Annotated in this window: 21 protein-coding genes, 1 tRNA gene, 1 rRNA gene and 1 pseudogene; 16 read left to right on the top strand and 8 right to left on the bottom strand. The window is 71.6% G+C overall.

Features of this window, described 5'->3' with window-relative positions:
- Positions 1-136 precede the first annotated feature (136 nt).
- The 3 genes from rrf to ACGFIE_RS23995 all read left to right on the top strand — a co-directional run bounded on the left by rrf (position 137) and on the right by ACGFIE_RS23995 (position 1,561).
- Positions 137-253 (top strand): 5S ribosomal RNA (gene rrf, locus ACGFIE_RS24005).
- Positions 254-353: 100 nt separating this feature from the next.
- Entirely contained in the window at positions 354-584 is a 231-nt protein-coding gene (locus ACGFIE_RS24000; RefSeq protein ID WP_363686778.1) for a hypothetical protein, read from the top strand.
- Positions 585-622: 38 nt separating this feature from the next.
- Complete coding sequence (locus tag ACGFIE_RS23995) at positions 623-1,561, top strand: cyclase family protein (protein WP_393298097.1); 939 nt, start codon at positions 623-625, stop codon at positions 1,559-1,561.
- Between the two features lie 39 nt (positions 1,562-1,600).
- On the opposite strand, the gene ACGFIE_RS23990 is transcribed toward ACGFIE_RS23995, so the two are convergent.
- Positions 1,601-3,421, bottom strand: a complete 1,821-nt coding sequence (locus ACGFIE_RS23990) for a VanW family protein (protein WP_393298094.1) — start codon at positions 3,419-3,421, stop codon at positions 1,601-1,603.
- Positions 3,422-3,622: 201 nt separating this feature from the next.
- Here ACGFIE_RS23990 and nudC point away from each other — a divergent pair, with 201 nt between their 5' ends.
- The 3 genes from nudC to ACGFIE_RS23975 all read left to right on the top strand — a co-directional run bounded on the left by nudC (position 3,623) and on the right by ACGFIE_RS23975 (position 7,200).
- Positions 3,623-4,543, top strand: coding sequence for an NAD(+) diphosphatase (gene nudC / locus ACGFIE_RS23985; protein ID WP_393298091.1), 921 nt, complete (start codon positions 3,623-3,625; stop codon positions 4,541-4,543).
- Between the two features lie 447 nt (positions 4,544-4,990).
- Positions 4,991-5,545, top strand: coding sequence for a DUF6230 family protein (locus ACGFIE_RS23980; RefSeq protein WP_393298119.1), 555 nt, complete (start codon positions 4,991-4,993; stop codon positions 5,543-5,545).
- An 80-nt stretch (positions 5,546-5,625) separates the two neighbouring features.
- Positions 5,626-7,200, top strand: a complete 1,575-nt coding sequence (locus ACGFIE_RS23975) for a DUF6114 domain-containing protein (protein ID WP_393298088.1) — start codon at positions 5,626-5,628, stop codon at positions 7,198-7,200.
- A 50-nt stretch (positions 7,201-7,250) separates the two neighbouring features.
- On the opposite strand, the gene ACGFIE_RS23970 is transcribed toward ACGFIE_RS23975, so the two are convergent.
- Positions 7,251-8,921 (bottom strand): DUF885 domain-containing protein, encoded by a 1,671-nt coding sequence (locus tag ACGFIE_RS23970; protein WP_393298085.1) that lies wholly within the window; start codon positions 8,919-8,921, stop codon positions 7,251-7,253.
- 107 nt (positions 8,922-9,028) lie between these two features.
- On the opposite strand from ACGFIE_RS23970, the pseudogene ACGFIE_RS23965 reads away from it, so the two are divergent.
- Positions 9,029-10,275 (top strand): annotated as a pseudogene (locus ACGFIE_RS23965) (DMT family transporter); the annotation flags it as partial.
- Here ACGFIE_RS23965 and ACGFIE_RS23960 read toward each other — a convergent pair.
- Both ACGFIE_RS23960 and ACGFIE_RS23955 read right to left on the bottom strand, forming a co-directional pair.
- Positions 10,158-11,228, bottom strand: coding sequence for a PHP domain-containing protein (locus ACGFIE_RS23960; protein ID WP_393298082.1), 1,071 nt, complete (start codon positions 11,226-11,228; stop codon positions 10,158-10,160). The pseudogene ACGFIE_RS23965 and the gene ACGFIE_RS23960 overlap by 118 nt on opposite strands.
- Before the next feature lie 29 nt (positions 11,229-11,257).
- On the bottom strand, positions 11,258-12,022 hold the full coding sequence (locus tag ACGFIE_RS23955) for a M23 family metallopeptidase (protein ID WP_393298079.1): 765 nt from the start codon (positions 12,020-12,022) through the stop codon (positions 11,258-11,260).
- Positions 12,023-12,083: 61 nt separating this feature from the next.
- Between ACGFIE_RS23955 and ACGFIE_RS23950 the strand changes: the two genes are divergently transcribed.
- The 4 genes from ACGFIE_RS23950 (at position 12,084) to ACGFIE_RS23935 (ending at position 14,038) form a co-directional block, all read left to right on the top strand.
- Positions 12,084-12,473: a hypothetical protein gene (locus ACGFIE_RS23950; protein ID WP_393298076.1), complete on the top strand. Its 390-nt coding sequence runs from the start codon at positions 12,084-12,086 to the stop codon at positions 12,471-12,473.
- A 112-nt stretch (positions 12,474-12,585) separates the two neighbouring features.
- The gene (locus ACGFIE_RS23945) at positions 12,586-12,753 is read left to right on the top strand and encodes a hypothetical protein (RefSeq protein WP_167626078.1); all 168 of its coding nucleotides are present in this window, start codon (positions 12,586-12,588) and stop codon (positions 12,751-12,753) included.
- 117 nt (positions 12,754-12,870) lie between these two features.
- Positions 12,871-13,398, top strand: coding sequence for a tRNA adenosine deaminase-associated protein (locus ACGFIE_RS23940; RefSeq protein ID WP_393298074.1), 528 nt, complete (start codon positions 12,871-12,873; stop codon positions 13,396-13,398).
- 196 nt (positions 13,399-13,594) lie between these two features.
- A complete protein-coding gene (locus ACGFIE_RS23935) occupies positions 13,595-14,038 on the top strand; it encodes a nucleoside deaminase (protein WP_363686794.1) in 444 nt (147 codons plus the stop codon).
- A 76-nt stretch (positions 14,039-14,114) separates the two neighbouring features.
- Here ACGFIE_RS23935 and ACGFIE_RS23930 read toward each other — a convergent pair whose 3' ends face one another.
- Both ACGFIE_RS23930 and ACGFIE_RS23925 read right to left on the bottom strand, forming a co-directional pair.
- Complete coding sequence (locus ACGFIE_RS23930) at positions 14,115-15,269, bottom strand: sensor histidine kinase (protein ID WP_393298071.1); 1,155 nt, start codon at positions 15,267-15,269, stop codon at positions 14,115-14,117.
- A complete protein-coding gene (locus ACGFIE_RS23925; RefSeq protein WP_393298068.1) occupies positions 15,266-15,922 on the bottom strand; it encodes a response regulator transcription factor in 657 nt (218 codons plus the stop codon). Before ACGFIE_RS23925 ends, ACGFIE_RS23930 begins: the two co-directional genes overlap by 4 nt.
- Before the next feature lie 141 nt (positions 15,923-16,063).
- On the opposite strand from ACGFIE_RS23925, the gene ACGFIE_RS23920 reads away from it, so the two are divergent.
- The 4 genes from ACGFIE_RS23920 to ACGFIE_RS23905 are packed head-to-tail and all read left to right on the top strand — an operon-like array spanning position 16,064 to position 19,549.
- Positions 16,064-16,576 (top strand): hypothetical protein, encoded by a 513-nt coding sequence (locus ACGFIE_RS23920; RefSeq protein ID WP_393298065.1) that lies wholly within the window; start codon positions 16,064-16,066, stop codon positions 16,574-16,576.
- Complete coding sequence (locus tag ACGFIE_RS23915; protein WP_393298062.1) at positions 16,573-17,658, top strand: peptidoglycan-binding protein; 1,086 nt, start codon at positions 16,573-16,575, stop codon at positions 17,656-17,658. The genes ACGFIE_RS23920 and ACGFIE_RS23915 overlap by 4 nt, the downstream gene beginning before the upstream one ends.
- A complete protein-coding gene (locus ACGFIE_RS23910) occupies positions 17,655-18,350 on the top strand; it encodes an ABC transporter ATP-binding protein (protein ID WP_363686751.1) in 696 nt (231 codons plus the stop codon). Before ACGFIE_RS23915 ends, ACGFIE_RS23910 begins: the two co-directional genes overlap by 4 nt.
- Positions 18,350-19,549: an ABC transporter permease gene (locus ACGFIE_RS23905; protein WP_393298059.1), complete on the top strand. Its 1,200-nt coding sequence runs from the start codon at positions 18,350-18,352 to the stop codon at positions 19,547-19,549. The genes ACGFIE_RS23910 and ACGFIE_RS23905 overlap by 1 nt, the downstream gene beginning before the upstream one ends.
- Before the next feature lie 129 nt (positions 19,550-19,678).
- Here the strand turns inward: ACGFIE_RS23905 and deoD are convergent, their stop codons facing one another.
- Positions 19,679-20,386 carry a purine-nucleoside phosphorylase gene (deoD, locus tag ACGFIE_RS23900; protein WP_074315244.1) on the bottom strand — a complete coding sequence of 236 codons (708 nt, stop codon included), beginning with the start codon at positions 20,384-20,386 and terminating at the stop codon, positions 19,679-19,681.
- A 75-nt stretch (positions 20,387-20,461) separates the two neighbouring features.
- Between deoD and ACGFIE_RS23895 the strand changes: the two genes are divergently transcribed.
- Positions 20,462-20,548 (top strand) — tRNA-Ser (locus ACGFIE_RS23895).
- Between the two features lie 56 nt (positions 20,549-20,604).
- Here the strand turns inward: ACGFIE_RS23895 and ACGFIE_RS23890 are convergent.
- On the bottom strand, positions 20,605-21,354 hold the full coding sequence (locus tag ACGFIE_RS23890) for an SDR family oxidoreductase (protein WP_393298056.1): 750 nt from the start codon (positions 21,352-21,354) through the stop codon (positions 20,605-20,607).
- Positions 21,355-21,356: the final 2 nt, after the last annotated feature.

Genomic DNA, 21,356 nt, shown 5'->3' with positions numbered 1-21,356 from the left:
CCCGGTAACGGGTTCAGTTGACCGGTACTAATAGGCCGAGGACTTGACTACTAAGCTGCTACGCGTCCACTGTGCAACTCTGAACAAGCGAACACCCGTGACTGTGTGCCGGGGTTGTTTGATATGTTCATAGAGTTACGGCGGTCATGGCGGAGGGGAAACGCCCGGTTACATTCCGAACCCGGAAGCTAAGCCCTCCAGCGCCGATGGTACTGCACTCGTGAGGGTGTGGGAGAGTAGGACACCGCCGGACAATCTTTCAGAAAAGCCCACCCCTTTCGGGGTGGGCTTTTCTGCGTTCCCGCATCGGGCACCGATGCCGGCGGCCGTCACCTTGGCCTAGGCTCGGCCTCGTGGATGACATCCTGATCCTCCTGGCGTTCGCCTGCTGCGTGGCCGCAGTGCTCGGCGCGCTGGCGTGGCTGGGGGTCCGTGGTCGTCGCCGCGGCGTCGGTGGTGAGGTCATGGGGCCATTCGAGGAGATGTGGCACCCGGCCGCGACCCGGTACCGGGCCGAGATCCGGATACAGGAAGAGCGCATGGTTCCGATGCCGTCGGCCGATGGGAAGGATCAGATCGCGTGACCGGAGGAGTCGAGGCGGGGATGACCGCGGAGCGACCGATGCCCACACGGGATGACGTGCTCGGATACTTCGACACGCTGTCGAACTGGGGCCGCTGGGGTGACGACGACGAGCTGGGCACCCTGAACCACATCACCGACGACGTGCGGCTGGCGGCTGCGCAGGCCGTCCGCCACGGCCGGAGTGTGTCCTGTGCGTGGGAGGTCGCCGTACCTGTCGAGATGGAACGGTCGACCACGTCGTGCCCGTGCGCCGCGGACATGCCGGGTGCCGAGAACATGCCTGTCGCAGCCTTCCACGCCGACCGGCGGTGGGGCTTCTCGACGGAGCGGCTCGGCATGACCTTCCACGGCAACACCATCACCCACATCGACTCGCCGTGCCACCTCTTCTGGGACGGCAGGATGTACAACGGGCGGTCGCACTCGCTGGTCGACGCCGAAACGGGATCGGGTTGGGCGGCAGTCACGGCCGCGGCGAACGGGATCGTCACGCGTGGCGTACTGCTGGACGTCGCGGGGGCCCGCGGTGTGCCGTGGCTGGAACCGGGCCAGGGCGTCTTTCCCGAGGACCTCGAGGAGGCCGAGCGCCGGCAAGGCGTCCGGGTGCGGCCCGGCGACGCGGTGCTGCTGCGGACCGGCTACGGCCGCTTCCGGCACGAATCCGGTGTGGCAAGCGGCTTCACGCAGGCTGGGTGGCACGCGTCCTGCCTGCCGTGGCTGCACGAGCGCGGAGTCGCGCTGATCGGCGCCGACACCCCGCAGGACGTCCAGCCCTCGGGGTACGACGACGTGCTGATGCCTGTGCACGCCGTGAGTCTCGTCGCGATGGGCCTGTGGCTGCTCGACAACTGCGACCTGGAGGCGTGCGTGACAACGGCTGCCGAGCTGAGCCAGTGGGACTTCCAGCTCGCTGTCGCACCGGTCCGCTTCGCCGGCACGTCCGGCAGCCCGGTCAACCCCATCGCCACCTTCTGACGGCGGCGCACAGCCGAGACTCGGGACGGCCGTATCGGCTCAGGAGGGCTTGGGGCCGCAGACGTAGCGGGGCTCCGCGTCGTAGCGCCAGGTGAACTTCTCTCGCTTGACGACCACGCCGCCCTTCTTGATGACGCGGAACGCGTCCTGGGCGAAGCCGTTGATGCCGTTGCTCGGGATGCACGTCGGGCCGGGCGCCAGGTGGATGACCTTCGGCGTGGTGATGTTGCGCCGAGGGCCGTACTCCGTCTTCACGCTGTCGTAGATCTTCGTGCTCCAGATGGAAACGGTCACCGAACTCGACGTGTACGAGGTGTCGATGAGCAGGCCGTGCCCGGTGTTGTTGCGGAACTTGAAGTCCAGGCTCGGCCAGAAGATGGTCGACTCGATGACGGCCGGGTACCTGTCGAACCAGTACGAGTGCGGCTTGTGCTCGACGTCCTCCAGGCCCGCGTAGTAGGTGGCGTTGAACAGGGTGGTCGTGAACTGCGAGGTGCCACCGCCGACGCCCGGCACCAGCTTGCCGTCCAGGATGACCGGCGCGTCCCGGTAGCCCTGCGCGTAGCCGCGTTCGCCGGTGTGCCCGTTCAGGGAGAACGTCCTACCCGGCAGCACGACCGTGCCATCCACCTCCTTGGCGATGGTGGCGATGTTCTGGCTGCGCGACGACGCCATGCCACCGGTGAACCGCGTGGTGAAGGTGGACACCCGTTCCTTGATGCCCAGACCGGCCAGCTTCTCCGCGGTCAGCTCCGGCGGTGTCGCCTTCAGCTCGCCGGTCACCTCGCGACCGTCCGACCGTGGCAGCACGGCCAACAGGTCACGACCCAGGGCGGCGGTGTCGAGCTGCTGGCCCGCGCGGCCGTCGGTGACCTTGGGCCGGCCACCGGAGATGGTCATCGACGCGTCCTTCGGCGGCACCTCGATCGCGAGCAGATCGTCGCCGAGGGCCGCGCGCAGCCGCTTGACGTCGACCACCGGGGTGAGCTTGCCGGCCTTGTCGGCGGTGAACCGGAGGCTCTTCGCTATTGCTGCCGGTGGCACCCGCACCGAGCCCCTGCCGGTGCGCAGGGTGACAGGCGCGGCGACGGCCGGCCTGGCCAGCTCGGCGACCAGCCGGTCCAGCTCCTCGGCCGTGGTCGCCGGCTGGCTCTCGACCAGTGGCACGGTGACCGGGGTGCCGGCCAGCCACCCGGCGCGGACGGCGTCGGCGGAGCGCTGCGCGTCGAACGCCAGGCCCGGCTTGGGGCGTACGACCTTCGGGGTGGTGCCCTGGTAGGTGATGGCCGGCATGGTCATCGGACGGACCTGGTCGCCGAGCACCCTGCGCAGGGCCGCGTCCAGCCGGTCGTTGTCGATGGTGACCACCGGGTCGACCGTTCGGGAGCCGACCAGCCGACTGACCGGGTGCGCGTCGGCCTCGGCGGCAGCTGCCACGGTGGCCGCCACGTTGACGCTCAGCCCCACGTCGGCGGGCTTGATCTCGGCGGTGCGCTCCCCGACGGTGATCCGCAGTGGCGCGGCGAGGGCCGCCGCCCGCCGGTCCAGCTCCGCCCGCAACTCGCGGTCGGCGGCACCGCGGCTCCGCCCGCCCAGTTCGGTGCCGAGCACGCTGGTGCCCCGGGGCACGTCCCCGGCGTACGCCCAGGCGCCGGCGCCCGCCACGGCGGCGAGGACACCGGCGGTGACGCCTGTCGCGAGCAGCATCCGCACCCGGCGGGGACGGCGTCCGCCGTTGCCCGGCTCGGCGGTGGCCGTCGGTGCCGTGACCGGCTCCGGCTCGTCGGGCCAGGTGACCGCGGTGACCTGCACGGTGGGCCGGTCGTCGGCGGGCGGATGTTTGTCGCCGTACAGCGTCACTGCAACCTCGATCGCCAGGTGCCACGGGAGGTCCCCCCTCCCGGAGGACACCACGGTAACCAATGCCCGGCCGTCGGCGGGCTGCGCCCGGTCCGCGCTGCCGTCGCGTGTCGGGCGGTGTGGCGCGTGGGCCGGTGGTCAGCCAGGGCCGACGCCGGGGTCGGTGCCGACGCCGGCTCGCCGCCGTGGCACGGTGACGGGGTGGACACTGCGGAGCGGGTGTTGGCGTACGGCGGCGGTTGGCTGGACCGGGCGGGCGAGCTGCGTACCGATCCGGCGCGACTTGAGGCGTTGCTGACCGAGCCGACCACTGTGGTGCTGCCGCTGTGGCGGGACCGCTGCCTTGTCGACGGGGACGGTCCGGTCCGGTTGACTGGCGACCGCGCGTCCCTCGTCCGGACGGCCGCCGATGAGACAGTCTTCCTGGGGTTCGACGGGGACGTGGCGGTGTTCGCCGTGGACCTCTCCGGGCTGGGTGAGCCCGCCGCCGTCGAGATGGCGGGCGCGGTGCGGGCCGTCGACGTACGGGCCCTGGTGGGGCGGCTCGACCCGGCCGGCGCGGCGGTTCAGGCGTACGCCCGGGGGTTGCTGCACTGGCACCGGCAGCAGCGTTACTGCGGCACCTGCGGTGCGGTGGCCGCTGCCGGCGGTGGCGGGCACGTGCGGACCTGTTCCGGCGCGGAGTGTGGTCGCCTGCTGTTTCCCCGGATCGAACCGGCGATCATCGTGCTGGTCGAGGCGCCCGGCTCGCCGGAGCGCTGCCTGTTGGCCCGGCACGCGGGCGCGGCGGAGGACTCCTACTCGACGCTGGCGGGCTTCGTCGAGGTCGGCGAGAGCCTGGAGGACGCGGTGCGCCGGGAGATGGCCGAGGAGGCCGGGATCACTGTCACGGACGTGACCTACCGGGGGTCGCAGGCATGGCCGTTTCCCGCCGGACTGATGGTGGGTTTTCGGGCCACCGCGACGTCCGAGGAGGTACGTGTGGACGGCGTGGAGCTGCTGGAGGCGCGCTGGTTCACCCGGGCGGAGCTGCGGGAGCGGGTCGCGGGTGGCCGGCGGCTCGGCCGGGTCGACTCGATCGATCACCAGCTGCTGACCGGCTGGCTTGCCGAGGCGCGGTAACGCGGTTTCCAGCGCATCGGCTCAGCCGTACGGATGAGTGACCGCTCATCTTCAGCGGTTTTTCAGCCCGACGTTACGTAAATGTAACAAAGCTGTGCCGCCGCTACGTGCGGTAAAGCCAGTGTAGTTATTCCTCATGATTTGAACGGTTTGTGCCCCGGCATAGCCGGTCCGAGTCTGACTGACGGTAACGCCTCGCGATCTTGCCGCCGGACGTGAGTTACCGGCCAGTAGCAGCGCCCTTGTGAGGTAGGTCGCTTCGCGAGAGCATCCAATCCGCACACTGCCGATCCGCCGACCGTCCCCGGAGCGGCCGCAGCGGCCACGTGCTTTCCCGCAGTCCCGAGTCGCGATCGCGATCGGTGACCCCCGGTTCGAGGAGGACCCGTGAAGGATTCGGAAACCCGTCAGGCGCAGGGCGGCACCCGCTGGCGCCGCTTCGCCGCGATGATGGTTCCCGCTGTGGCAGTTGCCGGCGGCATCGTCTTCGGCATGGCCAACGGCGCCATCGCCGCCAACATCACGGTGGCCGGCAAGCCGTTCAAGGTCTCCGCCGCCGAGCTCGACGGCGACGGCTTCAAGCAGTACGGCGGTGTGGTCACCACCAAGGACGGCAAGGTCATCCCGGTGGCCATGTCGGAGATCGGCGACGCCACGCTGACCAAGCTCTGCCAGTCCGTCGACGCCTCGGTGCCCGGTCTCCCCAGGATCGTGCTCACCATCAACGCGGGCGACGGAGGCCCCGGCAAGGAGGCCCACGCCAAGGGCATGCTGATCGCGATGGAGTCGCTCGAGGGCGACGCCGAGTTCACCAACATCAATATCGGCAGGGACGCCAGCGACCTCGGCCCGGCTCCGGCGGGCTCGTTCGGTCAGGACGCCACGCACGTGAACATCAAGGGCCTCGAGCAGGTCGCCCGCTACACCACCGCCGGCACCTTCACGCTTACCGGCCTCAAGCTGAAGGTCAACGTCGGCGCCGACGCCAAGGAATGCTTCTGAGTTGACGCCGAGGCTCGCGAGGGGCGCCCTTCGCGAGCCTCGGGCCCGCCCCACCCCTTTTCACCGCCAGGAGGACGTACGTGTCGACCGCCACTCATCGCGCGCAGCCCGGCCGTGTCGGTCGAGCCTGGCGCGGTTTCCGCCGCTGGCGGCGGTCCCGGCCCTTCTGGGGCGGGCTCTTCACGATCCTGGCCGGAGCGGAGATCCTCAGCACCACGAAGGTCAGCCTGGCCGGACTGACCCTGCAGATGGGGCCGACCGGCTTCCTGTCCTGGCTGATCCCCACCATCCTGGTGACCTGCGGCCTGCTGATGTGGCTCAGCCCGACGCAACGGATCTTCTACGCCGTCGTCGGTGCGGTGACAGCGGTCTACTCGCTTATCGGCGTCAACCTCGGCGGGTTCTTCATCGGCATGCTGCTGGGCATGGTCGGCAGCGCACTCGGCTTCGCCTGGGTGCCGGCCAAGGGCGCTGGCGCGGTGTCGCCTCCGGCCGCCGAGGAGCCGGACGACCGGCTGAGCGAGGACGATGAGTCCGGCGACGAACCGGCGCTCGTCGACGAACTCCTGCCGGCGCGGCAGCGGGAGGACGAGACGACCGGGCTGCTCACCGACACCATTCCGCAGCCACGTGGAACGCTGCGCGAGCCGACACCGCAGGCGAGCGCGAGCGACGACACCGAGGCGGCGCCCGTCGTCGAGCCCGAGGCACCGCAGACCAGGTCGACGATGGCCCGCGACCCGAAGACGTACGTCGTGACGCTGCTCCTGCTGAGCCTCGCCAGCGCGGGTCTGACGACTGTCGACGGCGCGTCGCCGGTGCGGGCGGCGGAACCCTCCTGCCCGACGCCCTCGTCGTCGGCCCGGCCCAGCACGCCCCCCGCCCCTGCCAGCCCGAGCCTCAGCCCTAGCCCCAGCCCGAGCCCCACGTCGGAGAAGTCGGACGGGAACCTGATCACCGACATCGTCGACGGCATCGGTGACCTCCTCACCGGCGGCGACGAGGCGGAACGGTCCTCCACCGATTCGAGCGTCGCCGCCACGGCCGAGTCCACCAGCGGTGCCGCGCGAGCCGGCCGGCCGGCCACCCCGAGCGCCGCCCCCACCCGTACCGCCAACGCCACCGGGACGGCGACCGCCACCCCGGACGCACCGTGTGCCAGCCCCAAGCCGACCAAGCCGGCGCCCGTCGAGCCCGGCAAGCCGCTGCCCAAGCTGGCGGCGGACCCGGCCATGCCCACGGTCGCCGCCACGCCGGCGAAGCTGACCGGCTCCAAGGTGGTGATGACGGACCTGCGGTTTCGGGGGGTCGAGCCGTTGCACACCGCCAACGGCGAGATGAAGGCGCTGAAGTTCACCATGAGCAAGGCCGTGACAAGCGACTTCGCGTTGCTGGTGGCCGGGCCGTCGGGCGGCTCACTGTTGAGCGAGACGAACGAGCTGACCATCGACGGTGACGTGACCTTCTACGCGACCCGGTTCGTCGGCCGGTTCCTGGGCATCAAGGTCACCTTGACGCCGGACCTGCCCCTTCCGGACGGCATCCCGATCACCTCGCCGGTGTCGCTGACCTTCACCGACCCGCAGATCGACCTGGCCTTCATCTCCTGCCACACGTTGACCGGCCGGCCCACCCTCAGGCAGACGCTGCACTGACCGCGCCGTGCGGTGGCGTCCCCAGACCGGACGCCACCGCTCGGTAGGGCCTAGAGCCGGGCCAGCGCCTTGCGCAGCGGGTCAAGGCCCAGGGCGCCCAGGTCCAACGCCTGTCGGTGGAACTCCCGCAGGTCGAAGTCGGCACCCTTGCGGGCCTTGGCGTCCTCGCGGGCCTGCAACCAGATCCGCTCACCCACCTTGTACGACGGCGCCTGCCCCGGCCAGCCCAGGTAGCGGTTCAGCTCGAAGCGCAGGTTCTCGTCCGGCACGCGGCAGTGCGCCCGCATGAACTCCCAGCCCAGCTCGGGCGTCCACCGCTCGCCCGGGTGGAAGCCGAACGGGTTGTCCTTCGGGATCTCCAGCTCGAGGTGCATACCGATGTCGACGATCACCCGGGCGGCGCGCATCGCCTGGCCGTCGAGCATGCCGAGCTTGTCGCCCGGGTCCTCCAGATAGCCCAGCTCGTCCATCAGCCGCTCCGAGTAGAGCGCCCAGCCCTCGCCGTGCCCGGAGACCCAGCACAGCAGCCGCTGCCAGCGGTTGAGCAGGTCGGCCCGAACGGCCGTCTGCGCCACCTGAAGGTGGTGACCCGGCACGCCCTCGTGGTAGACCGTCGTCACCTCCCGCCAGGTGGAGAAGTCGGTGATGCCCTGCGGCACCGCCCACCACATGCGCCCGGGGCGGGAGAAGTCCTCGCTCGGGCCGGTGTAGTAGATGGCGCCGTCACTGGTCGGGGCGAGGCAGCACTCGATCCGGCGGACCTGCTCCGGAATGTCGAAGTGGGTCCCGTGCAGCTCGGCGATCGCCTTGTCGGCGAGCGCCTGCATCCAGTCGCGGAACGCCTCCTTGCCCTGGATGGTCCGCGCCGGGTCGGCGTCGAGCGTGGCCACCGCCTCGTCGACGCTCGCGCCCGAGCCGGCGATACGCCCGGCCACGACCCGCATCTCCGCCTCCAGGCGGGCCAGCTCGGCGAAACCCCAGGCGTACGTCTCGTCCAGGTCGACCTTCGCGCCGAGGAAGTACTGCGAGGCGAGTTCGTAGCGTTCCCGGCCGGCGGCCTGCTTGTCCCGTCCGTGCGGGGCCAACTCGGCGCGCAGGAACTGGCCGAACTCGGCGGTCGCCGCGGTGGCCGCCGCCGCGCCTCGGCGCAGCTCGGCACCGAGCGTGCCGTCCGCGCCCAGCCGCTCGACAAGGCCGTGGAAGAAGTTGTCCCCGGTCGGGTCGGTCCAGGTGTCGCACTGCTTGGCCACCTCGACGAGCTGCACCTTCGAGCTGACCCGCCCGTCGGCGAGCGCCTCGCGCAGCGTCGTCTTGTAACCCTCCAGGGCGCCGGCCAGGCCGTTGAGCCGGGCGGCGATGTTGGCCTGGTCGTCGGCAGTCGCCGTCGGCATCAGGTCGAACACCATGCGGACCTCGTGCAGCCCGCTCTCGATCACGCTGATTTCGCTAGTCGTCTCGCCGGCCTCGTAGCGGGCCAGGTCGAGGCCGAGCCGTTCCTGCATGGCCTCCTTGGCGGTGCGTTCCGCCTCGGTGTCCGGCTCGGTCACCTCGAGCTCGGTGAGGGTGCGGCGGGTGAGGTCGGCCTTGGCCCGGTAACCCTCGGGTGAGAGGTCGTCGAGCTGGTCGTCATGGCCGGCGATGCCGACGTATGTCGCGCCGGTGGGGCTCAACGGCGCCCACTCGGCCACGTAGCGGTTGGCGAGTTCATCAATTCGTCCCACGGTGCGACACTACGTGACCGCCCCGCCCCGGTGTCGATGCTGTTTCCCGTGTCCAACCAGCAGAAAGTCGCGGGACTTTGTCGTACCCCTGCGGCAGAGTGTCAGGGGTGACCACCGATGTTGCTCCTGACAAGGCGCCGCTGCGCGCCTGGCTGCCGGGCTTCTGCGCCCTCGCCGCCATCTGGGGATCCAGCTTTCTGTTCATCAAGGTCGGTGTGGCCGAGCTGCACCCCGTCCAGCTGACCCTCTACCGCGTCGTGTCCGGCGCGCTGACCCTGCTGGTCGTCCTCGCGGTGCTGCGCGACCGGCTGCCCCGCGAGCCCCGCGTGTGGGCGCACCTCTTCGTCGTCGCCGCGTTCGGCGTGGCGGTGCCGTTCACCCTCTTCGGTTACGGCGAGCAACGGGTCGAGTCGATGCTCGCCGGCATCTGGAACGCGACGACGCCGTTGATCGTGCTGCCGCTGGCGGTGCTGGTGTTCCGCACCGAGCGGTTGACCGTGCGCCGCGCGATCGGCCTCGGGCTGGGCTTCCTCGGCGTGCTCGTGGTGCTCGGGGTCTGGGAGGGCGTCGGCGGGGCGCATTTCGTCGGGCAGCTGCTGTGCTTCGGGGCGGCCGCCTGCTACGGCGTCGCCATCCCGTACCAGAAGCGGTTCGTCGCGGGCAGCGCGCATTCCGGGCTGTCGCTGTCCACGGCGCAGTTGCTGCTCGCCGCCGGGCAGCTCGCCGTCGTCACCCCGTTCGTCGCGGGTGCGCCGCCGCTGCCCACCGAGCTGTCGCCGAAGGTGGTGGCCAGTGTGCTGACCCTAGGGGCGCTCGGCACCGGGCTCGCCTTCGTCATCAACATGCGCAACATCCGGGTGGCCGGCGCGAGCACCGCCTCCACCGTCACGTACCTGATTCCGATCTTCGCGGTGCTGATCGGCGCCGTGGTGCTCGACGAGCGGCTCAATTGGCACCAGCCGGTCGGCGCGCTCATCGTGCTGCTGGGCGTCGCGGTCGCGCAGGGCGTGTTCGGCCGGCGCAAGCCGCGGCCGGTGGCAGGTGTGGGCGCGCCCGCCACGCCCGCCGCCGAGCCCGCCGCGCCCGCCGCCGAGCCCGCCACGCCCGCCGCCGAGCCCGCCACGCCCGCCGTGCCCGCCCGCGGGTGATCAACTCGGCTTCCTTGAAGCCGGGGTGTCCTACGGTCCAGGACACCCCGGTTTCAGCGAACGCGAGTCGATCAACGCCCGAGCACCGTCAGTCCCTGGCGTGCGTCCACTCCACGAGCTGCTCGGCCGACCAGGTGTTGACCACCCGGTCGGCAGGGACGCCGCAGAGCGCGGCCCTCTCGCAGCCGAACCGCTGCCAGTCGAGCTGGCCCGGTGCGTGCGCGTCCGTGTTGATCGCGAAGCGGCAGCCCGCCTCCAGGGCGCGGCGGATCAGCCGCTTCGGCGGGTCCTGCCGCTCCGGCCGAGAGTTGATCTCGACGGCGGTGTCGTGCTCCGCGCAGGCGGCGAAGACCGCGTCCGCGTCGAAGTCGCTCTCGTTCCTGGTGCGCGCCCGGTGCCCCCGATCACCCGGGCCGGTCACCCCCGCCGGGCGGGACGACACCATCCGCCCGGTGACATGACCCAGGATGTCCAGGTGCGGGTTGGCGACGGCCTTCAGCATGCGCCGGGTCATCTTCGCCCGCTCGTCCTTCAGGCCGCTGTGCACCGACCCGACCACCACGTCCAGCCGGGCCAGCAGCTCGTCGTCCTGATCGAGTGAGCCGTCGGCGAGGATGTCCACCTCGATCCCGGTCAGGATCCGGAAACCCTCCGGCAGCGCCGCATTGACCTGCGCCACGTGGTCGAGCTGCCGGCGCAGCCGCTCGGCGGTCAGGCCGCGCGCCACCGTCAACCGGGGCGAGTGATCGGTGAGCACCACGTACTCGTGGCCCAACTCCACCGCGGCCAGCGCCATCTCCTCGATCGGTGAGCCGCCGTCGGACCAGTCCGAGTGGGTGTGGCAGTCGCCCCGCAGGGCGGCGCGCAGCGCCGTGGCCTCGGCATCCAGGTCGCTGCCCTCGGTCGCCACCAACCGGCGCAGATAGACCGGCTCCTCGCCGGCCAGGGACTCCGCCACGCAGCGGGCCGTCACGTCCCCCACACCCGCCAGCTCGGTGAGCGTGCCGTTGCCGGCCCGCTCGGTCACCTCGGCCGCCGGGAGGCCGGCCAGCGCCTTCGCCGCCGAACGGAATGCCCGCACCCGGTAGGTGGCCTCGTTCGCCCGCTCCAGCAGGAACGCGATCCGGCGTAGGTCGGCAATGGGGTCCCGGGCGCTCATCCCACCGAACCTAGTGCGTACGAGCTACGTCAGGGAGCCTTCGGGCAGCCGTGTTTCCGCTGCCACGTGGTCACCTCGGCGGCGGGCTCCCGGTTGCCACCGCGCCGCCACGAGTCCAGATACCGCGCCGGCCACAGCACACCACGCCGGATCCACCACCCGTCCTTGCCGGTGCACGGCGGCGAGATGCCGAAGTGCACGTGGCAGACGTTGTTGGCGTTACCGGTGCGGCCCACCTTGCCGAGCTGCTGCCCGGCGCGAACCCGCACCCCGGCCTCGACACCGCTGCCGACCACGCTCAGGTGCGAGCCGTAGTAGCGCACACCGTCGTCGCCGAGCAGCGAGACCGACAGGCCGCCGTTGTCCGGGCCCTGCGGCCCACTCTTGGAGTACCTGTCGACACGACTCACCTCCAGCACCTTGCCGTCGGTCACCGCCACGAACGGCTCACCGCAGTCGGCGAACACGTCCGTCGCCGGGTACGCCCCGTGCGTCGTGTGGTAGTCCACGTTGTCGGCGCGTACCGGAAAGACGTGCCGGAGCCCGGCGCGCGGCGCGCTCGGCGACGGCTTGGCCGGCGACGGCGTCGGGCTGGCCGGGCGGGTCGGAGGCGGCGTGGCCGTCGGCGCCGCCGGCTGCTCACCGGTCGCCCAGACCGCCGACGGCGTCGGCGCGGCCCCGTCCGGCGGCACCCCCGGTCGGGTGGTCGCGCAGCCGGCGGCAAGCACCGGGGCGAGCAGCAACAGGATCGGGTACGCCGGACGCACGCGGCGACCGATCGTCGGCGAGGGCATTCGGCCATCCTGACAGACCGGTACCGTGGGCACGAGCGACGCGCGTGAGGGGAGGGCAACCGTGACCATCGCCCGACCCGACCCCGTCCCGGATCCGGGTGCCGCCCGACCGGCGTCGCGTACCCCGTCGGGGCTCTTTCCGGCCGGGCCGCCGACCAGACCCACCTACCGCGAACCGCACCCGGTGACCGGCGGCGGTGTCGCCGCCGGCGGTGGCGCGGCGGCCGCCTGGCTGCTGCTGTTCGGGCTGCTCGGCACCGACGTGGCCAGCTACGCGTGGTGGACGTTGGTGGCCGGCCTGCTGGCCTGGCTGACGGCCCTGGTGCTGGTCCGCCACGGCGATCGCGGCGTGGCCACCGGGTTGGCCATCGTCACCGCCGGTGGTTGGAGCATCGCCGCCGCCGTGGTGGCGGTCCGGTGGGCGACAAGCGCTGACTGGCCGCTGTGGTGAGCGTGTGCCGACCGGCCCGGATTCGGGCGCGGACGACTGCGCCGCGTGCCCGGTTGGCTGCGTAGCGAACGCCGTCTTGACGTGGCCGTCGAGACTCGGCACCCTCGGGACTATGGCCTGGACCACCCCGCGGCAGGACCCGGATCGCAACCGCCGCCGCCTCCAGTTGCTCGCCGAGTTGGCGGGTGCTCGGGCGGTACGCCAGCGCAGCCGGCCGCAGCGACAGCGCACCGAGCGTCTGCGCCAACTGATCGCCACCCGCCGTCGGGTAGCCGGCTGATCCGACTTTGTCAGGTTTGGCCGGCGTCTCGGGGCGTTGACCGGTCGCCCGCCGACCCGACCGGCTAACGTGCACCCTTGACGAGTCGGCGCTGTGCCGAGGGCTTTTGGGGGAACCGTGTCGTACTTCGCTGCGGCCGTGGTGCGTGACGACAGTGGCTGGACCGCCGCCGAGGTCAGCCTGCGGGGCGCCACCGACATCGACGAGGTCGCCGACCGGCTGCGCGACGTCGACCAGGAAGCCGACGTGTCGCTGCTCTTCGTCGAGGCCGACGACGCGTACCTGGTGATCCTGCGTCTCGACGAGGGCGAGGATCTGCGGGTGTTCGGGTCGGACTCGGCGTTCGCCGAGGAGTCCCGACTGGGCCAACTGCTGGTCGGTGACCTGAAGACGTCCGTGACCGGGCTCGACGGCGACGACGAGCCCCGCCCGGCCGCCGGTGGCGACGAGGAGAGCGAGCAGCCCGTCGTCGATCCGGAGGCCGATCCGGTGGGCGACGCCGACCTGCTGGCCAACCTGGGCATCTCCGCGCAGAAGCTGCTGACGCTCTGCGGGACCGAGGGGATGCTGCCGGCGGACGTCACCTCCGAGATCTGTGAGGTCCTCGGGTGCGCCGACGAGGTCGAGGAGCTGCGTGAGGTCTGACCCCGCCGGGTCGGCAGCGTACGAGGGGATCGTGCCCGCGGGTGGCGCGGAACCGGCCGACGCCACCGATCCGCTGTTGGAGACGATCCGGCCGGGGCAGCCGACGCCCGGCGCGGTGGGTCGAGCCGGCCCGGGCGCGCACGAGGGGCTGGCCGACCCGGGCGACCTCGGTCGGCGGCAGCGGCACGAGCTGTGGATGCGCCGGGCCCTGGAGGTCGCCGTCACCGGTCCGGCCGCGTCAGTGGGCGCGGACGCGATCGATGACATCCCGGTGGGCGCGGTGCTCTACGGCCCGGACGGCGTCGAGCTGGCGACCGGGCGCAACGAGCGGGAGCTGACCGGCGACCCCACAGCCCACGCCGAGGTGCTGGCCCTGCGGCGTGGGGCGGAGCTCACCGGCCGGTGGCGGCTGGACGGCTGCACCCTGGTGGTCACCCTGGAGCCGTGCACCATGTGTGCCGGCGCGCTGGTGCTGGCCCGGGTCTCCACAGTCGTCTTCGGCGCGTGGGAGCCGAAGACCGGCGCGGCCGGCTCCCTCTGGGACGTGCTGCGCGACCGTCGGCTCAACCACCGTCCGGAGGTCTACGGCGGAGTGCTGGAGACCGAGACGGCCGCCGTCCTGCGCGCCTTCTTCCGCTGAACCCGAGTCGGCACACTGCCGCACCTGCCATCGCCCAGGCGGCGGTCCGGCTGTGGGCCGGGCGACGACCCGGCGATCAGGCCGCGGGAAGGGTCACCGTGACGGTCAGGCCACCGGCCGGGCGGGGCCGCGCGTCGACGGTGCCGCCGTGGGCCCGGGCCACCGCGCGGACGATCGACAGCCCCAGACCGAAACCCCGCGTGCCGGCGACCCGCTCCCGGGACAACCGGCGGAATGGCTGGAACATCGTCTCCACGTCGTAGCCGGCGACCACCGGGCCGGTGTTGCGCACCGTGAGGGTTGGCTGGCCGTCGACGAGCCCGGTGCACACCTCGACCCAGCCCTCGGTGGGCAGGTTGTGCCGCAGCGCGTTCTCCACCAGGTTGAACGCGAGCCGTTCCAGCAGCACCGGATCGCCGTTGACCTGCGCCGGCGCGAGCGAGCGGTGCACCCGGAGGTCGGGTGCCTGCTGTGCGGCCTGATCGGTCACGTGCGCGCAGACCTCGGCCAGGTCGACAGGCGTACGCTCGGTCAGCTCGTTCTCCGAGTCCGCCAGGGTCAGCAGGCCGTCGATCAGCCGCTCGTGCCGCTCGTTGACCGCCAACAACGATTCGCCCAACCGTTGGGTCTCCGCCGACGCGTCCGGACGGGTGATGGCCAGCTCCACCAGGGCACGGTTGAGCGCCAACGGGGTACGCAGCTCGTGCGAGGCGTTCGCCACGAATCGGCGCTGCCCGTCGAACGAGCGGTCGAGTCGTCCCAGCATCTCGTCGAACGTGTCGGCCAGTTCGCGTACCTCGTCGCGGGGGCCGCGGAGCGCGATCCGCTCGTGCAGGCCCCGACCGGCGGTGTCCGCGCCGGCGATCCGTCGCGCCGTGTCGGTGACCTGCTGCAGGGGCTGTAACGCCCGGCCGGCGAGCAGCCAGCCGAAGGCGATCGCCACCGCCGACACCACCACCAACGCGATGCCACCCTGCGTGAGCAGCGACTCCAACGCGCTGCGTTTCGCCTCGTCCTGCGCCTCCTGCAGGATGGCGCGCAGGTTGTCGACGTTCTGCCCGCTGGGCGTCGTGGCGCTGACCTTCGGCAGGTCGCGCAGGTTCACCCCGAACGGCTGCGGCATCCGCTGATCCACAAGCACGTACGTGACGGCGAGCAGGACAATGCCGGCCAGTAGGAAGAGGCCACCGTAGATGAGGGTGAGCCGGGCGCGGATGGTCAGGCGTTTCATCGGATCCGGTACCCCGCTCCCGGCAGCGTCTCGATCACCGGCGGATCACCGAGCTTGCGGCGCAGCTTCATCATCGTCACCCGGACCACGTTGGTGAACGGGTCGATGTGCTCGTCCCAGGCACGTTCCAGCAGGTCCTCGGCGGAAACGACAGCGCCGTCGGCGCGGAGCAGCTCGGCCAGCACCGCGAACTCCTTGCGGGACAGCGCCACGTGCCGGTCGTCGCGGCGTACCTCGTGTCGGGCCGCGTCGAGCTGGATGCCGGCGCGGCGCAGCGTCGGGGGCGCGGCAGGGCGGGCACGGCGGGTCAGCGCGTGCACCCGAGCCGACAGCTCGACCAGGGCGAACGGCTTGGTGAGGTAGTCGTCCGCGCCGAGCGCCAGGCCCGCGACCCGCTCCCGGACGGCCGCCGCGGCGGTCAGCATCAGCACCCGGGTCTCCCCGCCCGCGTCCACGATCGCCCGGCACACGTCGTCGCCGTGCACCACCGGCAGGTCCCGGTCCAGGACGACCACCGCGTACTCGTTGACGCCGAGCCGTTCCAGCGCGGCGTCCCCGTCGTACGCCACGTCGACCGCGAACGACTCCCGACGCAGCCACTCCGCGATGGCGTCGGCAAGCATGGTCTCGTCCTCGACCACAAGCACTCTCACCCCTCCATGGTGCTCGGGATGCGGTAACGGCGGCATAACCGCAGACGGTAACGCCGGGGATACGGCCGTCGGCGTCCACTGGGTGTCACGTTCGGCGAACCGCGCCGGACCTGAGCGGAAGTGGACACCATGCGACGACAGATGCTTGCGATCCCCGTCCTGCTCGCCCTGGCGCTGCCCGCGTGCGGGGCGGGAGGCGACGACGGCGGCGGGGTCGCGACCGCCGGTGGAACGACTGCCGAGGCCACGGCGAGCGGCACCCCGGTCAGTGACTCGGACCGGCAGCTCGCCTTCGCCCGGTGCATGCGGGAGAACGGGGTGGACATGCCGGACCCGGAGCCGGGTGCCCGTCCCAACCTCCGGTTCGGCGCTGACGTGGATCAGCAGAAGGTCCAGGCGGCCATGGAGAAGTGCCAGGACAAGCTGCCCAACGGCGGGCAGGGGCCGCAGCTCAACCCCGAGCAGGCCGAGCAGATGCGCGCCCTCGCCAAGTGCATGCGCGAGAACGGTGTACCGGACTTCCCGGACCCGGACGCCGAAGGGCGGCTCCGGGTCGGGACCGGGGACAACGCGATCAACATCGGGGATCCGGGCCTGAGGGCCGCGATGGAGAAGTGCCGGCAGCTCGCGCCCCAGGTCGGGGGCGGCAAGTGACCGACGCCACCCGACGCCCGGGGCTGCGCGCCGCTGTCGCCGTGGGGGTCGTCCTGGTGGTCGCCGCCGTGGGTGTCGTCGCCGCAGTGGGTTTCGGCGGCGACACCGGGGACGCCACCCACGCCAGTGGCCCGGCGGCGACCGCCCCGGTCACCCGGCAGACCCTCGCCGACACGCAGACCGCCGACGGTGAGTTGGGGTACGGAACGACGCGCACCGCCACGGCGAAACTCAGCGGCACGATCACCGGGCTGCCCGCGACCGGGTCGACAGTGCGACGGGGCAAGGCGCTGTACCTCGTCGACAACGAGGAGGTCGTGCTCCTCTACGGCGGGCTACCCGCGTACCGGACGCTCGAGCCCGGCGTCGATGGCCCGGACGTCACCCAGTTCGAGCGCAACCTCAAGGCGCTGGGCTACAGCGGGTTCACTGTCGACGACGAGTACACAGGCGCCACCGCCGACGCGGTCCGTGACTGGCAGGACGACCTCGGTCTGCCCGAGACCGGCCGGATCGAGCAGGGCCGCGTCGTGTACGCCGACGGGGAGGTCCGGGTGGAGAGCCACCAGGCCGACGTCGGTGCCGCGGCGCAGCCCGGTCAGGCGGTGTTGACCTACAGCGGCACCAGTCGCGTGGTCACCGTCGACCTCGACATGGACGACCAGCGGCTGGCCAAGCGGAACTCGAAGGTCACTGTGAAGCTGCCGGACGGACGGGCGGTCGCCGGCACGATCAGCACGGCCGAGACGGTCATCCAGGCCGGTGCCTCGGGCGCGAGCGGGCAGTCCGGCGAGGAGGAGACGAAGATCGAGGTGACTGTCGCGGTCACCGACCCGAAGGCCCTCGCCGGCTTCGACCAGGCCAGCGCCACAGTGACATTCACCGCCTCGGAGCGCCGCGACGTGCTCACCGTCCCGGTGGCGGCGCTGCTGGCGCTCGCCGAGGGCGGTTACGGCGTCGAGGTCGTCGACGGCGACGGCAGCCGGATCGTCGCGGTGACGACCGGACTGTTCGCCGACGGCCGAGTCGAGGTCAGCGGGTCGGAGATCGCCGAGGGCATGACGGTGGCGATGCCGAAATGACAGGTGACGTGATCGTCCTCGACCGGGTCAGCAAGCGGTACGCCGGTGGGGTGGTGGCGTTGGACGACGTCTCGTTGCGGATCGGTCATGGCGAGTTGGTGGCCATCGTCGGTCCGTCCGGGTCGGGCAAGTCGACGATGCTGCACCTGATCGGCACCCTGGACCGGCCGTCGTCGGGCAGCGTGCTCCTTGACGGGTACGACGTGGCGAAGTTGACCGACCGGGAGCTGTCCGCGTTGCGGGCTACCCGGATCGGCTTCGTCTTCCAGCAGTTCCACCTGGCCCCCGGCGTCCCGGTCGTGGACAACGTCGCCGACGGGTTGCTCTACTCCGGCGTACCCCTGCGGAGGCGTCGGGAGCGTGCGGAGGCCGCGTTGGTCCGGGTTGGCCTGGGTCACCGGCTCGGCCACCGGCCGCACGAGCTGTCCGGCGGCGAGCGGCAGCGGGTGGCGGTGGCCCGCGCGGTGGTCGGTGAGCCGGCGGTGCTGCTCGCCGACGAGCCGACCGGCAACCTCGACTCCCAGTCCGGCGCCGGCGTGTTGGAGTTGCTGCACGACCTGCACCGGGCCGGCACCACGGTCGTGGTGATCACGCACGACCGGGAGATCGCGGAGAGCCTGCCTCGGCAGGTGCGGATGCGCGACGGCGCGGTGCGGCACGACTCGGCCTTCGCGCCGGGCGGAGTCGGCTGATGGCGACCCTGACTCCGGCCAGGCTGGGGCCGGCGGACGTCCTGCGCGTCGGTGGGGTGGGGCTGCGGACCCGTCCGCTGCGGGCGTTCCTCTCCGCGTTGGGCATCGCGATCGGCATCGCCGCGATGATCGCGGTCGTCGGCATCTCCTCGTCGTCCCGGGCCGAACTGGACCGGGCACTCGACGCACTCGGCACCAACCTGCTCACCGTCGAGCCGGGCGACACCCTGTTCGGGGCGGACGCGCAGCTTCCCGAGGATTCGATCGCCATGATCGGCCGGATCGGTCCGGTGACGCAGGTGACCGCCACCGGGCAGGTCCCCGACGCCAAGGTGTACCGCACGGAACGGATTCCGGCGGCGGAGACCGGAGGCATCGCCACCCGGGCGGCACGGCTGGACCTGCCGGGCGCCGTCGGCGCCGAGCTGACAAGCGGCACCTGGCTCAACGAGGCCACCGCCCGCTATCCGGCGGTCGTCCTCGGCGCCACCGCCGCACAGCGGCTCGGCATCACCACAGCCGATCCGCAGGTGCAGGTGTGGCTGGGCGGACGGTGGTTCAGCGTCGTCGGCGTCCTCGCGACCGTGCCGCTCGCCCCGGAGCTGGACTCCTCGGCGCTTGTCGGCTGGGCCGCCGCGACCGACTACCTGGGGTTCGACGGGCACCCGACCACCGTCTACACGCGGGCGCAGGAGTCGCAGGTCGAGGCGGTGCGGTCGGTGCTCGGCGCGACCGCCAATCCCGAAGCGCCGAACGAGGTGGAGGTGTCCCGCCCCTCCGACGCGCTGGCCGCCGCCGAGGCGACCGACGACGCGTTCACCGGGCTGCTGCTGGGCCTCGGGGCGGTCGCCCTGCTGGTCGGTGGGGTGGGCGTGGCGAACACCATGGTGATCTCGGTGTTGGAGCGACGGGCCGAGATCGGGCTGCGCCGCTCACTCGGGGCGACCCGCGGTCAGGTACGCACACAGTTCCTCGCGGAGTCGCTGCTGCTGTCCGCGTTCGGCGGGGTCGGCGGAGTGCTGCTGGGCATCGTGGTCACCTCGGGGTACGCGCTGTCGCAGGGCTGGCCGACGGTGGTGCCGGCGTGGGCGATGCTCGGCGGAGTAGGGGCGACCCTGGTGATCGGTGGCTTCGCCGGTCTCTACCCGGCGGTCCGCGCCGCCCGCCTCTCACCCACGGAGGCCCTGACCACCGTCTGACTGGCGTGGCGGCGTTCGCGGCCGGCGTGGCGGTCTGCGGCCTCGCATATGCGGAAGAGCGGTATGACTCTGAGGAATATCTACACCTCTGAGTCATACCGCTCTCGGCAGTGACACCCGCCGGACGGGTCAGGCGATGATCGTGTCGAGCGCGATCTCGACCATCTGGCTGAAGGTCTGCTCCCGCTCCTCCGACGTGGTCTTCTCGCCGGTCTTGATGTGGTCGCTGACCGTCAACACGGTCAGCGCGCGGGCCTTGAACCGGGCGGCGATCGTGTAGAGCGCCGCCGACTCCATCTCCACCGCCAGCACGCCGTAGTCGGCGAGCGTGTCGTAGAGGTCCGGCCGGTCGGTGTAGAAGGCGTCCGCCGCCAGGATCGGCCCGACGTGCATGGTGATGCCGCGCCGCTCGGCCACCTCGACCGAGGTACGCAGCAGCCCGAAGTCGGCCACCGGGGCGTAGTCGATAAGCCCGTCGAACCGCATCCGGTTCATGTTCGAGTCGGTGGACGACCCGATCGCCGCGACCACGTCGCGCAGTTGCAGGTCCGTGCTGAGGGCCCCACAGGAGCCGACCCGGATCAGCGTCTTCACGCCGTACTCGTTGATCAACTCGTGGGCGTAGATGGAGGCGGACGGCATGCCCATGCCGGAGCCCTGGACCGAGACCTCGACGCCGTTCCAGCGGCCGGTGAAGCCCAGCATGCCCCGAACCGTCGAGTAGCAGGTGGCGCCCTCGAGGTAGGTCTCCGCGATCCACTTGGCCCGCAGGGGGTCACCCGGCATCAGGACCCGCTCGGCGATCTCGCCCGGCTTCGCGCCGATGTGCGTACTCATGGCAAAGATCCTGCCAGGCCGGCCGGAGCGATACCGGTTCGGCGTCCGAACCGGCGGTCCTGTACCCTTGTCGGCGGTGGCGTGTCCGAGCGGCCTAAGGAGCACGCCTCGAAAGCGTGTGAGGGTTAACGCCCTCCGAGGGTTCAAATCCCTCCGCCACCGCTCTGTAGTGCAGAAACGCCCGGTCGATCCGCGAGGATCGACCGGGCGTTTCCGCGTCAGAGCTGCTGCTCGCCGCCGTCGGCGAACAGCTCGCTGCCGGTCATGAAGCTGCTCTGGTCGGAGGCGAGGAAGAGCGCGGCGTTGGCGATCTCGTCCGGGTGGGCCATCCGGCCCATGGGCACGTTCGAGGCGATGCCCTTGAGCAGGCCGGGGGCCTCCTCGGGGCTGGACGCCAGGCCCGCGAGCCCCGGGGTCTCGGTGGGGCCGGGGACCAGGGTGTTGACCCGGATCTTCCGGCCGACCAGCTCGGCGGCCCAGGTGCGGCCGAACGAGCGGATGGCGGCCTTGGAGGCGGCGTAGACGCTGAACGCCGGGGTGCCGTTGCTGGCAGCAGTCGATCCGGTCAGCACGATCGAGGCGCCCTCGTTGAGCAGGGGCAGGGCCTTCTGCACGGTGAAGATGGTGCCGTAGATGTTGGTGTCGAAGGTGTTGGCGACGTGCTCGACAGTGATCGAGTCGAGCGGGCTGAACTCGCCGCCGCCGGCATTGGCGAACAGGACGTCCAGCCCCGCGCCCCGGGCCTCGATCGCCTGCATGATCCGGTCCAGGTCGTCGAGGTTGCCGACATCGCCGGCGATGCCTGTGGCGTTGGCGCCGATGCTGGCCACTGCCTCATCCAGCGGGCCCTTGCGGCGGCCGGTGACGAAGACGTACGCGCCTTCGGCGGCGAAGCGGCGGGCGGTGGCCAGGCCGATGCCCGTGGTGCCGCCGGTAACGAGGGCGGTCTTGCCGTCGAGCTGTCCCACGA

The sequence above is a fragment of the Micromonospora sp. NPDC049275 genome (assembly GCF_043197115.1).
In the GTDB taxonomy this organism is placed as follows: domain Bacteria; phylum Actinomycetota; class Actinomycetes; order Mycobacteriales; family Micromonosporaceae; genus Micromonospora.
This window is presented reverse-complemented; position numbering and strand designations above follow the sequence as displayed.

Coding starts and splice junctions, on each gene's coding strand:
- ACGFIE_RS23935 (WP_363686794.1), top strand. CDS start 13,595: ATGCGCCGGGCCCTGGAGGTCGCCGTCACCGGTCCGGCCGCGTCAGTG.
- ACGFIE_RS23960 (WP_393298082.1), bottom strand. CDS start 11,228: ATGAGCGCCCGGGACCCCATTGCCGACCTACGCCGGATCGCGTTCCTG.
- ACGFIE_RS23910 (WP_363686751.1), top strand. CDS start 17,655: ATGACAGGTGACGTGATCGTCCTCGACCGGGTCAGCAAGCGGTACGCC.
- ACGFIE_RS23980 (WP_393298119.1), top strand. CDS start 4,991: ATGATGGTTCCCGCTGTGGCAGTTGCCGGCGGCATCGTCTTCGGCATG.
- ACGFIE_RS23930 (WP_393298071.1), bottom strand. CDS start 15,269: ATGAAACGCCTGACCATCCGCGCCCGGCTCACCCTCATCTACGGTGGC.
- ACGFIE_RS23955 (WP_393298079.1), bottom strand. CDS start 12,022: ATGCCCTCGCCGACGATCGGTCGCCGCGTGCGTCCGGCGTACCCGATC.
- ACGFIE_RS23995 (WP_393298097.1), top strand. CDS start 623: ATGCCCACACGGGATGACGTGCTCGGATACTTCGACACGCTGTCGAAC.
- ACGFIE_RS23920 (WP_393298065.1), top strand. CDS start 16,064: ATGCTTGCGATCCCCGTCCTGCTCGCCCTGGCGCTGCCCGCGTGCGGG.
- ACGFIE_RS23945 (WP_167626078.1), top strand. CDS start 12,586: ATGGCCTGGACCACCCCGCGGCAGGACCCGGATCGCAACCGCCGCCGC.
- deoD (WP_074315244.1), bottom strand. CDS start 20,386: ATGAGTACGCACATCGGCGCGAAGCCGGGCGAGATCGCCGAGCGGGTC.
- ACGFIE_RS23905 (WP_393298059.1), top strand. CDS start 18,350: ATGGCGACCCTGACTCCGGCCAGGCTGGGGCCGGCGGACGTCCTGCGC.